Origin of the sequence: Streptomyces sp. 378, from assembly GCF_030124145.1 — a bacterium.
Lineage (GTDB): Bacteria > Actinomycetota > Actinomycetes > Streptomycetales > Streptomycetaceae > Streptomyces.
In genome coordinates this window covers 160,291-173,200 of the sequence record NZ_JASKMS010000004.1, presented here as the reverse complement: position 1 = coordinate 173,200, position 12,910 = coordinate 160,291, and the positions used below count along the sequence as shown (strand labels likewise).

At 70.3% G+C, this 12,910-nt stretch carries 15 protein-coding genes and 1 pseudogene; 10 read left to right on the top strand and 6 right to left on the bottom strand.

Features of this window, described 5'->3' with window-relative positions; all coding sequences use genetic code 11:
- Positions 1-12: 12 nt before the first annotated feature.
- The 3 genes from QNO09_RS07780 to QNO09_RS07770 form a co-directional block, all read right to left on the bottom strand.
- Positions 13-585: a hypothetical protein gene (locus QNO09_RS07780; RefSeq protein ID WP_283969318.1), complete on the bottom strand. Its 573-nt coding sequence runs from the start codon at positions 583-585 to the stop codon at positions 13-15.
- A gap of 108 nt (positions 586-693) precedes the next feature.
- The gene (locus tag QNO09_RS07775; protein ID WP_283969317.1) at positions 694-1,236 is read right to left on the bottom strand and encodes a hypothetical protein; all 543 of its coding nucleotides are present in this window, start codon (positions 1,234-1,236) and stop codon (positions 694-696) included.
- Between the two features lie 97 nt (positions 1,237-1,333).
- Positions 1,334-2,935, bottom strand: a complete 1,602-nt coding sequence (locus QNO09_RS07770; protein WP_283969505.1) for a beta-N-acetylhexosaminidase — start codon at positions 2,933-2,935, stop codon at positions 1,334-1,336.
- A gap of 289 nt (positions 2,936-3,224) precedes the next feature.
- On the opposite strand from QNO09_RS07770, the gene QNO09_RS07765 reads away from it, so the two are divergent.
- From QNO09_RS07765 to QNO09_RS07735, 7 genes and pseudogenes are all read left to right on the top strand, one after another.
- Positions 3,225-3,698 (top strand): 2-oxo-4-hydroxy-4-carboxy-5-ureidoimidazoline decarboxylase, encoded by a 474-nt coding sequence (locus QNO09_RS07765; protein WP_283969316.1) that lies wholly within the window; start codon positions 3,225-3,227, stop codon positions 3,696-3,698.
- A gap of 221 nt (positions 3,699-3,919) precedes the next feature.
- Positions 3,920-4,300, top strand: coding sequence for a succinate dehydrogenase, cytochrome b556 subunit (sdhC, locus tag QNO09_RS07760; protein ID WP_031107855.1), 381 nt, complete (start codon positions 3,920-3,922; stop codon positions 4,298-4,300).
- A 5-nt stretch (positions 4,301-4,305) separates the two neighbouring features.
- Entirely contained in the window at positions 4,306-4,788 is a 483-nt protein-coding gene (locus QNO09_RS07755; RefSeq protein WP_283969315.1) for a succinate dehydrogenase hydrophobic membrane anchor subunit, read from the top strand.
- A gap of 19 nt (positions 4,789-4,807) precedes the next feature.
- Positions 4,808-6,562, top strand: a complete 1,755-nt coding sequence (gene sdhA, locus QNO09_RS07750; protein WP_283969314.1) for a succinate dehydrogenase flavoprotein subunit — start codon at positions 4,808-4,810, stop codon at positions 6,560-6,562.
- The gene (locus QNO09_RS07745; protein WP_062928709.1) at positions 6,562-7,341 is read left to right on the top strand and encodes a succinate dehydrogenase iron-sulfur subunit; all 780 of its coding nucleotides are present in this window, start codon (positions 6,562-6,564) and stop codon (positions 7,339-7,341) included. The genes sdhA and QNO09_RS07745 overlap by 1 nt, the downstream gene beginning before the upstream one ends.
- A gap of 152 nt (positions 7,342-7,493) precedes the next feature.
- The gene (locus QNO09_RS07740; protein ID WP_283969313.1) at positions 7,494-8,114 is read left to right on the top strand and encodes a Uma2 family endonuclease; all 621 of its coding nucleotides are present in this window, start codon (positions 7,494-7,496) and stop codon (positions 8,112-8,114) included.
- 32 nt (positions 8,115-8,146) lie between these two features.
- A pseudogene (locus QNO09_RS07735) lies at positions 8,147-8,493 on the top strand (ElyC/SanA/YdcF family protein); the annotation flags it as partial.
- A gap of 28 nt (positions 8,494-8,521) precedes the next feature.
- Here the strand turns inward: QNO09_RS07735 and QNO09_RS07730 are convergent.
- Positions 8,522-9,046: a hypothetical protein gene (locus tag QNO09_RS07730; protein ID WP_283969312.1), complete on the bottom strand. Its 525-nt coding sequence runs from the start codon at positions 9,044-9,046 to the stop codon at positions 8,522-8,524.
- Between the two features lie 13 nt (positions 9,047-9,059).
- Here QNO09_RS07730 and QNO09_RS07725 point away from each other — a divergent pair, with 13 nt between their 5' ends.
- Genes QNO09_RS07725 through QNO09_RS07715 form a run of 3 tightly spaced genes read left to right on the top strand, consistent with a single transcriptional unit; the run spans position 9,060 to position 10,783 of the window.
- On the top strand, positions 9,060-9,467 hold the full coding sequence (locus QNO09_RS07725; RefSeq protein ID WP_283969311.1) for a hypothetical protein: 408 nt from the start codon (positions 9,060-9,062) through the stop codon (positions 9,465-9,467).
- Between the two features lie 42 nt (positions 9,468-9,509).
- Entirely contained in the window at positions 9,510-10,004 is a 495-nt protein-coding gene (locus QNO09_RS07720; protein WP_283969504.1) for a thiol-disulfide oxidoreductase DCC family protein, read from the top strand.
- A 32-nt stretch (positions 10,005-10,036) separates the two neighbouring features.
- On the top strand, positions 10,037-10,783 hold the full coding sequence (locus QNO09_RS07715) for a TetR/AcrR family transcriptional regulator (RefSeq protein WP_283969310.1): 747 nt from the start codon (positions 10,037-10,039) through the stop codon (positions 10,781-10,783).
- A 171-nt stretch (positions 10,784-10,954) separates the two neighbouring features.
- Here QNO09_RS07715 and QNO09_RS07710 read toward each other — a convergent pair whose 3' ends face one another.
- Together QNO09_RS07710 and QNO09_RS07705 are read right to left on the bottom strand one after the other, a co-directional pair.
- A complete protein-coding gene (locus QNO09_RS07710; protein ID WP_283969309.1) occupies positions 10,955-12,586 on the bottom strand; it encodes a metallophosphoesterase in 1,632 nt (543 codons plus the stop codon).
- Positions 12,587-12,609: 23 nt separating this feature from the next.
- Positions 12,610-12,849, bottom strand: coding sequence for an SCO4848 family membrane protein (locus QNO09_RS07705; RefSeq protein ID WP_003992504.1), 240 nt, complete (start codon positions 12,847-12,849; stop codon positions 12,610-12,612).
- Positions 12,850-12,910: the final 61 nt, after the last annotated feature.

The following is a 12,910-nucleotide window of genomic DNA, read 5'->3' as shown; positions in this document are numbered from 1 at the left end:
CAGGAAGCGGGTTTAGGCCGGTGGGGACCGCCAGCCCCGCCGGCGGCTCCGGCGGGACACCACCGCGCGCAGCACCCGGCGCCCCTCGACCGACACCTCCAGCGCCCGACGCAGACCGGCCGGACCGTGTCCGGCCAGGACCTCCAGCACGGTGATCTGGCGGCGCAGCTCGGCGGCGACGAGGGGCGACATGCCCTCCGTCCGGCCCTCGCGGCGGGAGTCGACGGATGAGGCCTCGTCCTCGGCGGTGTCCAGGAGCCGGTGGATCTGCAGGGCGGCGACGGAGCAGGCGTCGGCCCACACACGCACCGCGGCTGCGGACCGCTCGGCGGGAGCGGCCCGCAGCATCCGGTGGGCGAGCACGACCGCCTCGTCCCCGTCGCCGACGGCGTCCAGCTTCGCCCGCACCTGCTCCAGCCGCTCACCCCACTCACCGGGGTCCGCGCCGTCACCGAGGCTCGCCCACACCGGCCGCAGGATCTCGTCGTCGCCGCCCAGCAGGGGCACGCACCGGTCCAAACAAGCCAGCCCGCTCGCGGCCAGCCCGCGTTCGTCGGCCTGAGCGATCAACTCCACCAGGCTCATCCACGTCTCCCTCCGCGGGCCGACCCGGGGGCCCGATCAGGCCGCTACCGGCCTTCACCCCTCACGGAACCCGCACTTCCCCTTACTGCGTGCAACGGCCCCGGAGTGTCACAGGGGCACCACACCCAGCCTGTCGAGGAAGCGGAACAGCAGGTTTTCGGCCTGGGGGTCCCCCCGCTCGAGCGAAGCCGAGAGTGGGGAAGGATCGGGGTCTGTCGTGAGTACGTCCAGCAGCGACTCGGCGTTCACCTCACACCCCGCCTCGGCGGCCCAGCGCACGGCACGCTCGGCGGCGTCGCCGGGTTCCAGGAAGTAGTCCTCCAGCATGAGGCCCTCGCGGTCCGCCCCCAGGTACCCGGCCATGGCGGAGCGCGCGAGGCAGGTGGTCCACGTCCCGCTCTCGGGAGCCGCGGCCTCCAGCACCACGCACTCGCTGTTCATGACGTACCCGAAGAGCGCGGGCGCCCCGGTCTCCCGGGCGAGGGCGTTCATGTTCCCGATGTCGCCGTCGCCGCTCGGGTACTCCCACACCTGCCAGCCGCCCGGCGCCGAGGTGTGCCGTACGAGCCCCTCCGCGGCCCCCGCCAGCGCGTCCAGCTCCGGCAGCGGCCGCTCCCCCCGGCCCACGACGAAGTATCCCCAGTAGCCCATGTTCCGGTTCCCCCCGGCATATTCGATTCCTGCTGCGGTCAGAACACCACCACAGTCGTACGGGAGTTCGCAGCCGTATGGGGCAATTCGTGCCGGGTCAGCCGAGCCTGTCCGCCAGCGTCCGGAACTCCGCCCAGGACAGTTCGGGTTTGTCCGGGTCCCACAGCTTCTGGACGGTCGCCCGCAGCGGCATCCGGATCCCGGCCGCCACCTGCTCCTGCGTCTGGGAGTCGGCGAGGTCGCACCACACCGCGAAGGACCCGCCGAGGATCTGGCCGTCGTAACGCGCCGGCACGGCCGCGGTGCCGCGCAGCACCCGCGGCGTCCACTGCTCGTAGATCCGCTGCCCCGTCGGATAGACGAAGGTCTGCGGCTCACCGAGCACGTAGTACAGGAACTCGTCGTTGTAGTTGATCACCTCGCGGCCCGCCTGGAGGTACTCCAGGGGCGCCCGGGCGCCGATCTCCTTGCCGGTCCAGTACGCGACCCGGATGTCCTCGGCGGCCTGGACGGAGGTGCCGCGGAAGAAGCCGTCGTTCCACGCGCGCGGGACGCGCTGATGCGCCCGGACGGTGTCGGCCCGGTCGTTCAGCCAGCCGGTGGCGAGGTCGGCGACCGTCGCGCCGGAGCCGTACCTCTCCCGGGCCGCGGCGGCCAGCTGCGGGAACGAGGCCTCCGGGTTCGACCGGGTCAGCGCCTGGTACTCGTCGCCGCCGAGGTGCCAGGGCCCGCCGGGGAAGAGGTCCGCGTACTCGTTCAGCAGGTCGTCGACGAGGTCGGCGCTCTCGGCCTTGGAGATGTCGATGGCGCCCCGCACCGGCGACCCCTGCGCGCTGCGCAGTTGCAGGTCGGGGTGGGCGTCGAGGACCGCGCCGAGGTGTCCGGGCGAGTCGATCTCGGGCACGATCGTGATGTGGCGGCTCTGCGCGAGGTCGATGATCTTCCGTACCTGCGCCTTGGTCAGGTGCTGCTGCGACACGATCTCGGGGTGCGAGGTGGACTCGATCCGGAACCCCTGGTCGTCGGAGAAGTGCAGTCCCAGCTGGTTGAACTTCAGGTCGCCCAGTTCCCGGATCCGGTCCTCGATCCAGCCGGCCGTGAAGTACTTGCGCGCGATGTCCAGCATGAACCCGCGCTGAGCCTTGGCCGGCTCGTCCTTCACGACGCCCTCGGGGGCCGTGCCGTCGTCGCGCGTCTCCTGCTTGAGCGTGCGGGTGCCGTAGAAGACCCCGGTGTCGGACGGCCCGTTGATCTCCACCCGCCCGTCGCGCACGGTCATCACGTACGACTCGGGGTTCGCGCCCTTGTCCTTGTTGAGCGCCAGCCTCAGGTCCCCGGCCCGCCGGTCGTCCTTCTCACCCGCGTACGCCATCCCCAGCTCGCCGGCGACCAGCCGCCCCTCGTCGGCCAGCGCCGGGTCGTCCACGACCACGCGGTTGCCCTTCTCGGGACGCCAGCCCGGGCCGCGCGCCGGCTCGTGTTCGCGCACGGCGGGGATGGTGCGGGGCGCCTCGGACAGGGGGTAGGAGCGGGTCGGGCCGGGGGTCGGGCTCGCCTCCGGCGCTCTGTCCGGGGGCGCCGCCGCGGTGGCCCCCCGCGAGGGCCCGGCCTCCTGGCCCGTGGACCCTCCGGCACCGCCCGAGGCCGCCCAGAGCCCGAGACTCACCCCGGCCGCGACCACGACCAGGGCTACCGCCATGGCCACGACCAGCACCTGCCGCTTGCTCTCCTGCTTCGCCGAAGCCCGGCGCCTGTGCTGACTCACACGGCCAACCTAAAACCCGGGGCTCGATGGCGCGCGTCCACCACGCGTCCGAATCTCTCTCCCCCGGGTGAAATTCAGGCATCCTTCGGACACGTCATGGTCGTACTCGATAGCGTGACGTCACATCTCTCACAGCTTGCCCTGCCGACACACGTGACGCCCACGAGGACCCACGCTGCCTGCGCACCGTCTCCCAGATCTCCCCGGTCGGCTCGCCATACCGGTGGAGCATTTCAACGCGGCCTCCGAGGAGGACCTGGAGCAGGCCCTCCTCTCCTGCCTGCGCAGCCACCGCTGGGCCCGGCGTGTCGCGGAGCACCGCCCCTACCCGGACCTGGACTCCCTGCTGGCCGCCGCGGACGAGGCGGCCTACGACCTGACCTGGTCCGAGCTCGCGGAGGCATTGGCGGCCGAGCCGCTGCCCACCCTGCCGCCGGACGCCTACTCCGCGGCCCACACGGCCCTGAGCGCGGCCCACGCCGCCTACGAGGCCCGCTTCGGACACGTGTTCGTCATCTGCCTGGACGGTTTGTCCCCCTCCGAGACCCTGGACCGCCTCCTCGCGGCCATCCGGTCACGATTGACCAACGATCCGGAGGAAGAGCGGGTGGTGGCGGTGGAGGAGCTCCGGCGCCTCGCCCGGGGACGTCTGCTGGATGCCCTCAGGGACGCGGGGAACTGCGCGATCGACCACTGACGGTCCGCACCCGGCGGTCCCGGAGACCCCTCCCGCCCCCTTGGCCGCACTAGCCCACCCGTACCTCTTTGCGTGCCAGTTTGATCACACCGGGGGACCCCCGCTCAGCCCAGCGGCAGCGCATCGCTACGATGCTGGGGGCCGGTGGACCGTACCCGGCCGGGCCCGACCGACACACCAAGCCGGCGCGGCCCCAATCCCCGCTCCCGGAGGAAACTTCCGTGCCGGCTGGAACGCTGTACCGCGGCCGGGAAGGAATGTGGTCCTGGGTGGCTCACCGAGTCACCGGCGTCCTCATCTTCTTCTTCCTGTTCGTTCACGTGCTGGACACCGCGCTCGTCCGTGTGTCCCCGGAGGCCTACGACACCGTCGTGGCCACGTACAAGACGCCGATCGTCGCGCTGCTGGAGTACGGCCTCGTCGCCGCCATCCTCTTCCACGCGCTCAACGGTCTGCGCGTCATCGCTGTCGACTTCTGGATCAAGGGCGCCCGCTACCAGAAGCAGATGCTCTGGACCGTCGTCGCCCTGTGGGTCGTGCTGATGCTCGGGGCCATCTACCCCGTCCTCGGCCACGCCGCTCGTGAACTCTTCGGGAGCTGACGCCAATGTCCACGTCTGAGAAGACCGCCTCCGGCGTCGGCCCCGTCGAGGGCGGCGCCGTCTACACCGTCGACAACCCGGCGCCCCTCATCGAGGCCCCGCGCCGGCGCACCCGCAAGAGCCCGAAGAGCACCCGCGGCAACTTCGAGCTGGCGGCCTGGCTGTTCATGCGCCTGTCGGGCGTCGTGCTGGTCGTGCTCGTCCTCGGCCACCTGCTGATCCAGCTCGTGCTGGACGGCGGCGTCTCCAAGATCGGCTTCGCCTTCGTGGCGGGCCGCTGGGCGTCCCCGTTCTGGCAGGTCTGGGACCTGCTGATGCTGTGGCTCGCCATGCTGCACGGCGCCAACGGCCTGCGCACGGTCATCAACGACTACGCGGAGCGCGCGAACACCCGGCTGTGGCTCAAGGGCCTGCTCTACACCGCCACGGTGTTCACCATCCTGCTGGGCACGCTGGTGATCTTCACCTTCGACCCGAACATCCGCTAGGCACGGGGCTGCGAGAATCATGAAGATCCACAAGTACGACACCGTCATCGTCGGCGCCGGTGGCGCCGGCATGCGCGCGGCCATCGAGTCGACCAAGCGCAGCCGCACCGCCGTCCTGACCAAGCTCTACCCCACCCGCTCCCACACGGGCGCCGCGCAGGGCGGCATGGCCGCCGCGCTCGCCAACGTGGAGGAGGACAACTGGGAGTGGCACACCTTCGACACGGTCAAGGGCGGTGACTACCTGGTCGATCAGGACGCCGCCGAGATCCTGGCGAAGGAGGCCATCGACTCCGTCCTCGACCTGGAGAAGATGGGCCTGCCGTTCAACCGCACCCCGAACGGCACCATCGACCAGCGCCGCTTCGGCGGTCACAGCCGCAACCACGGCGAGGCCCCGGTCCGCCGCTCCTGCTACGCGGCCGACCGCACCGGCCACATGATCCTCCAGACGCTGTACCAGAACTGCGTCAAGGAGGGCGTGGAGTTCTACAACGAGTTCTACGTCCTGGACCAGCTGATCACCGAGGTCGACGGCGTCAAGAAGTCGGCCGGTGTCGTGGCGTACGAGCTGGCGACCGGTGAGATCCACGTCTTCCAGGCGAAGTCCGTGGTCTACGCGTCCGGCGGCTGCGGCAAGTTCTTCAAGGTGACGTCGAACGCGCACACGCTGACCGGTGACGGCCAGGCGGCGGTCTACCGTCGCGGTCTGCCGCTGGAGGACATGGAGTTCTTCCAGTTCCACCCGACCGGCATCTGGCGCATGGGCATCCTGCTGACGGAGGGCGCCCGCGGTGAGGGCGGCATCCTCCGCAACAAGGACGGCGAGCGCTTCATGGAGAAGTACGCGCCGGTGATGAAGGACCTGGCGTCGCGTGACGTCGTGTCCCGCTCCATCTACACGGAGATCCGTGAGGGCCGCGGCTGCGGTCCCGAGGGCGACCACGTCTACCTCGACCTCACCCACCTCCCGCCGGAGCAGCTGGACGCGAAGCTTCCCGACATCACGGAATTCGCCCGCACCTACCTCGGCATCGAGCCCTACACGGACCCGATCCCGATCCAGCCCACCGCGCACTACGCCATGGGCGGCATCCCGACCAACGTCGAGGGTGAGGTCCTGGCGGACAACACCACGGTCGTCCCGGGCCTGTACGCGGCCGGCGAGGTCGCCTGCGTGTCCGTGCACGGCGCCAACCGCCTCGGCACCAACTCGCTGCTGGACATCAACGTCTTCGGCAAGCGCGCGGGCATCGCCGCCGCGGAGTACGCGCAGAAGGCGGACTTCGTCGAGCTGCCGGAGAACCCGGCGGAGCTCGTGCTCTCCCAGGTGGAGCGGCTGCGCGACTCCACCGGCACCGAGCGGGTGGCGGAGCTGCGGCGCGAGCTGCAGGAGACCATGGACGCCAACGTCATGGTGTTCCGCACCGAGCAGACGATCAAGACGGCGGTCGAGAAGATCGCGGAGCTGCGCGAGCGCTACCGGAACGTGTCGATCCAGGACAAGGGCAAGCGGTTCAACACGGACCTGCTGGAGGCCGTCGAGCTGGGCAACCTGCTCGACCTGGCCGAGGTCATGGCCGTCTCCGCGCTCGCCCGCAAGGAGTCCCGCGGCGGTCACTACCGCGAGGACTACCCGAACCGCGACGACGTCAACTTCATGCGGCACACCATGGCGTACCGCGAGGTCGGCGCCGACGGTTCCGAAACCGTCCGTCTCGACTACAAGCCGGTCGTCCAGACCCGCTACCAGCCGATGGAGCGTAAGTACTGATGGCTACCCCTGTTCTGGACAAGGAAGACGCGGCCGGCAAGCCCGAGCCCGGTTTCGCCGACTCCCCCTACATCACGGTCACGTTCCGCGTCCGCCGCTTCAACCCGGAGGTCGCGGCGGACGCCACCTGGGAGGACTTCCAGGTCGAGATCGACCCCAAGGAGCGCGTCCTCGACGCCCTCCACAAGATCAAGTGGGAGCTCGACGGTTCGCTGACGTTCCGCCGCTCCTGCGCGCACGGCATCTGCGGCTCGGACGCCATGCGGATCAACGGCAAGAACCGTCTGGCCTGCAAGACGCTGATCAAGGACATCAATCCCGAGAAGCCGATCACGGTCGAGGCCATAAAGGGCCTCACGGTCCTGAAGGACCTCGTGGTCGACATGGAGCCGTTCTTCCAGGCGTACCGCGACGTCATGCCCTTCCTCATCACGAAGGACACGAACGAGCCGACGCGTGAGCGTTTCCAGACGGCCGAGGACCGCGAGCGCTTCGACGACACCACGAAGTGCATCCTCTGCGCGGCCTGCACCACGTCGTGCCCGGTCTTCTGGAACGACGGCCAGTACTTCGGCCCGGCCGCCATCGTCAACGCGCACCGCTTCATCTTCGACTCGCGTGACGAGGCCGGCGAGCAGCGCCTGGAGATCCTCAACGACCGCGACGGCGTCTGGCGCTGCCGCACGACCTTCAACTGCACGGACGCCTGCCCGCGCGGCATCGAGGTCACGAAGGCGATCGCGGAAGTGAAGCGTGCGCTGATCACGCGCCGCTACTGAGGTCGACCGCCTGCGCTCGAGGGCCCTGTTTCCGCTGGAGACGGGGCCCTTTGGCATATGCCACACCATCGGGTGAACGCGACTCAACCGGCCCTACGAGCGGCGCCCGGCCTACGATGATGCTCTCGACACCAGTTCCCAGGAGGCACCTGATGTCCGCAGCTTCCGTCGAGCAGCCCTTCCACGACGAAGAGCCGGTCACCCTCACGACCATCGCCGACGAGATCATGGAGCGCCATCCGGGCTACCGCGTCGAGATCATCGGAGGCCATCTCCTCGTGGCCCCGTCACCGGATGCTCCCCACGCCCGTGCCCTGACCGGCCTCATGATTCCGTTCATCGCCGCCGGACTGCACGACGGCGAAACCGAGGTCCTCCAGAACGTCGGTCTCTGGCTCCCCACCGGCGCCGAGGACTACGCCATCCCGGACCTCGCGGTGGTGGATGCCGATATCGACGACCACTTCGTCGAGAACAACGCCTACGACCCGGTCTGCTTCCGCCTCGTTCTGGAAGTCACGTCCGGGAACTGGAAGGACGACCTCAAGACCAAGGTCGGCGCCTACGCCGAGGCCAAGGTGCCCGTCCACGTCATCGTCGACCGCAAGCACCAACGCCTTCACGTCCTGACCAACCCGGTCGGAAGCGCCTACGAGAACCACCGCCCGCACGCCCCCGGCGAGCTCGTCACCCTCCCCGACTCCATCGGCGCCAAGGTGACCCTCGACGTGGCCGAGATCCTCAAGGCCGGCCAGCCGAAAACAGCCGACTGATCCGCGAGGCTCGGAACTCGCCAGACCCAGGCGGCAGCTACGCCGCGGAAGCCCAGCTGATGGCTGACTACGCGAAGTCGGTGCTGGGTTCGACGGCGCGGTGCTTCTCGAGGACCGGAGCGCGACGACATCGGAGAACATCACGAACGTGATCCCGCTGCTTGAGGATGTCGATCGCATCAGGATCGCCTCCCAACCAGCGCACGCCCTCAAGGCCCGTGCGTACCTGCGGCGGCAGCGCCCTGATCTTGCTGAGAGGCTCGTACGGGCGGATGACTACCGTCCTGGCGAGTGGGTGATCGGTAAACCGCTGCTGGCTCTGTACGGGCTTTGGACACTCCGTGGTCTCAAGGCCGAGGAGCGGAAGGTCTCGCTGTAGGCAGCCGCTGTGCTGCCGCGCCCGCCCCTCACCCGCCCGCTCTGTCCGCTCCGGTCGCCTCGCTCAGCAGGGCGGCGAAACGGACTGCGGTCTTCTCCCCGGCTCGTTGCCTGATCAGACCCTCTTTGGCAGCTGCACGAAGCCAGACCTCCGTGCTGACCTCATCGGCCTTCAGCACTCGGGCGGTCACCACTACGGGATTCAGACCGCCCGCACCGCCGCCGGTGACGACGCGGATCGTCTCCTCGTCCTCCCTGGAGTCGACCGGCACGGTCGCGACCGCGTGGCCCGCCTTCCCGAGCACGCTGGTGACGCGTCGCAGCACATCGTCGAACGGCAAGGGGACGAGGAGATCGATCTCATGGACGTTCTTCCTCATCAGCCTGGCCACAAGGCGGACCACGTGACCGCTCCCCCCGCTCGACGCGCCTAGGGCGGCAAGCTCCTCAGCCAAGATCTGATCTTCGCTCTGATCCACAGAACCTTCATAGACGTTGAACACGTTCAAAAATAGGTCTAGAGTCATCCTCGACAGCATTTTGAACGTGTTCAAGAAGGGTGGGGCAATGGACCGCACGGTCGTCGCCTACGTCATCTACCTGCTGGTCAGCATCGGCCTGACCGTCTGGGTGGCCCGCACGCTCAGCCGGAACGGCAAGGTCTTCCTGGCCGACGTGCTGCACGGCAACGAGAAGCTCGCCGATGCCGTCAACCACCTCCTGGTGGTCGGCTTCTACCTCGTCAACCTCGGGTTCGTCGCCCTGTACCTGAGCGGTGACGGGACCATCACCGACGCCCGCGGCATCTTCGAGGCCCTGTCGACGAAGCTCGGCGTGGTGCTACTGGTGCTCGGTGTGATGCACCTGGCCAACGTCTACGTGCTGAACCGGATCCGGCGCCGGGGGGCCATGGAGCGCGAGCAGGTGCCGCCGGTGCCGCCGCAGGGCTGGGTCGCCCCGTCGGCGCGGGCCTGAGCGGAGGCCCCCGTGAACGCCACCGGCACCGGCACGACCGGCATGAACACACCCGCACCGCTCCGTCGGCTCACCGTCCTGTACGACGCCGAGTGCTCCCTGTGCGCGTTCCTGCGCGACTGGCTCCTGCGGCAGTCCCACCTGGTGCCGCTGGAGCTGGTCCCGGCCGCCTCCGAGGAGGCCCGGCGACGCTTTCCCGGCCTCGACCACGGCGCCACCCTCGACGAGATCACCGTCGTCGGTGACGCCGGACAGGTCTACCAGGGCCCCGCCGCCTGGGTGGTGACCCTGTGGGCGCTGCGCGAACACCGGCCGCTGGCCCACCGGCTGAGCACCCCGTCCGGCGCTCTGCTCGCCAGGGGCGCGGTCCTCGCCGCCGCCAAGTGGCGCGGGGCGCGGTGGCCTCGGGGGCAGCGCGGCGGGACGCAGTGGGGCGGCCGGGTGTACCGGCGGGCGGACGGGTGGTCGTACGCCCCGGACAGCGGCTGGAGCTACACCGCCCCGGGCTGCGCCGACGGCGCCTGCGCCCCTCGGTGACCGCACGGGTGCTGACGTTAGGCTCTCTTCCCGTGCCCGCGAAGAACGACGGCCCCGACGACGGCGCCACCCCCACCAAGTCCGAGCAGACCCGCGCCCTGATCCTGGAGACGGCCATGCGGCTGTTCCAGGAGCGTGGCTACGACAAGACCACGATGCGGGCCATCGCCACGGAGGCCGGGGTCTCCGTAGGCAACGCCTACTACTACTTCGCGGGCAAGGAGCACCTGATCCAGGGCTTCTACGACCGGATCGCCGCCGAGCACCAGGTGGCGGTCCGGGAGATCCTGGACCGGGAGACCGACCTGGAGACCCGGCTCGCGGGAGTGCTGCGGGCCTGGCTGGACATCGCCGCGCCCTACCACGAGTTCGCGGTGCAGTTCTTCAAGAACGCCGCCGACCCCGACAGCCCGCTCAGCCCCTTCTCCCCGGAGTCGGAGCACGCGCGCGAGGAGGCCATCAGCGTCCACCGGGACGTGCTGGCCGGGGCGACGAAGACCAAGGTGCCCGAGGAACTGCGGGACATCCTGCCCGAGTTGATGTGGCTGTCCCAGATGGGACTGTGCCTGTACTGGATCTTCGACCGGACCGAGGGCCGCGAGCGCAGCTACCGGCTCGCCGAACGCGGTGCCCGGCTCACCGCGCGGGGCGTGGCCCTGGCCCGCTTCCGGGTGCTACGGCCGCTCGTGCGCGAGGTGCACGAGCTGTTCACGGACTTCCTGCCGGGGATGACGCACGCCATCCCGGATCCGGCGGCCCGGCGGCGCTCCGACCCCTGACCGGCGACCGGCCCCAGGCCGTCAAGGGTTCGGAGGGTTCAGCGGGTTCAGAGGACTCGGAGGTTCAGCGGGTTCAGAGCGTGGTGAGGCTCCACAAGCGGAACACACCCGTGCCGTCCGACAGGTACTGGCCGCCGCCGACGTCCTCGGTCGTGACGACGTACTCCTCGCTCAGGCCTGCTTCGACGCGAGCTCGATCACGGTGATGTCCGACGGTGCCCCCACCCGGGTGGGTGGGCCCCAGGCGCCGGCACCGCGCGAGACGTAGAGCTGGGTGTCGCCGTAGCGCTCCAGGCCCGCGAGGGTGGGGTTCGCGCCGGAGGCGACGATGTTGCCGGGCCAGAGCTGGCCGCCGTGGGTGTGGCCGGAGAGCTGGAGGTCGACACCGTGCTCGACGGCGTCGTGGATCTGGACGGGCTGGTGGGCGAGCAGCACGCAGGCGCGGGCGGTGTCCCGGTCGCCGAGCGCCTTCGCGAAGTCCGGGCCCTGCCCCTCGTCCTCACCCGCGACGTCGTTGACTCCGGCCAGGTCGAAGTACGGCATCTCCCGGCGGGCGTTCTCCAGGGGGGCGATGCCCAGGCGGCGGATCTCCTCGAGCCACTGCTCCGCGCCGGAGAAGTACTCGTGGTTGCCGGTGACGAAGTAGGACCCGTGACGGGCCCTCAGCTGGGCGAGCGGGGCCGCAGCGGGTCCCAGGTCCTTCACACTGCCGTCGACCAGGTCGCCGACGACCGCGATCAGGTCGGGCTGGGCCGCGTTGATCGTGTCGACGACCTTCTGCGCGAAACCGCGTCCCAGGACCGGGCCGAGGTGCACGTCACTGACCACGGCGATCCGGTATCCGTGCGCGGCGCGCGGCAGCTTGGCGAGGGGCACGGTGACCCGCTTGACCTTCGGCCCGCGCAGCACGCCGTACGTCCCGTACCCCACGGTCCCGACGGCGGCGGCCGCGGCGGCCCCGGCGACGACCCGCGAGACGAAGAGCCGCCGGGAGGGCGAGGGAGGGGCGGCAGGGGACGGCTGCGGGGAGGCCTCGGGAGTGTCCGCCGCGGGGTCGCCCTGCGGGTGGACGGCGGTCGCGCAACGGGCACGGCCGGGCTGCGAAGCGGGCGCGGGCGCCGTCCCCGAGACAGGCACTCCACCGGAATCGCCCGTCCGCGAGGCGGTCGTGGGCGCCGTCCCGGGGGCTGCCGCTCCACCGGAACCGCCCGCCTGCGAGACGGGCGCGGCGGGCACGGGTGCGGTGGACGCGGGCGCGGTGGGCGTGTCGCCGGCGTGCTCCCGCGGCGCGGCCGCCGGCGTCCCGGCGCCGCTGCCGTTGCCCTGGGGGCCGTCCGCTCCCGGGGAGAGGCTCGCGGTGGGAGTGCGGCCCGCGGGTGAGTCGGGTGCCGTGGCACCGGCCGGGGCGTGCGGGCCGGGCTCGGAGTCAGTGGGCTGCTCGGCGGTGGTCGCCGGGCGCCGCTCCTGGTTCGTGCGTCTCGCGCGGTGCTCGAGGAAGCGGCGCAGAAGCGGGCGGACGAGTTCCCCCGCCAGCACCGCCAGCAGCAGGTATATCGACAGGGCCAGCCACAGGAAGCCCGGCCAGGCGAGGACCTGCTGGAGCCGGAAGGGGGCGCCCGCGCGTTCAGCGACCAGGGCCGTGATCGCCAGGAACCAGCCGCCGGCGATCAGGACCGCGCCCGCGCGGCGGACGAGGCCCGGGCCGCTGGTCGTGTCGCGGAACAGGCGGCGCCACACGTACCAGTTGGCCGTCACGACGACGGCCAGGACCAGACTCGCGACGAGTACGAAAACGATGACCACGGTGTCGTGTCTCCCGATCGCCGTTATGACGTCCGGCGCAGTGCGCGCAGACCACGCAACCCGATGGCCCCGATGACCGTCCCCAATACGAAGGAAACGACGGCGAGCAGCAGGTGCACCCAGAAGTAGGCCGTGGGACGACCGTCGTCGAAGGCGAGCCCGCTGCCGTCCTTGACCAGGTTCTTGACGAAAGTGATCCAGATGACCCAGCTCCACACCCCGAAGGCGAGCAGGAACCAGGAGACGGGGCGGCTGAGCTTCATGCACCCAGTATCGCCAGGCCGTGTCCGGTTCCGTTCCCGGGGTGGGGCCGGAGGCGGGACT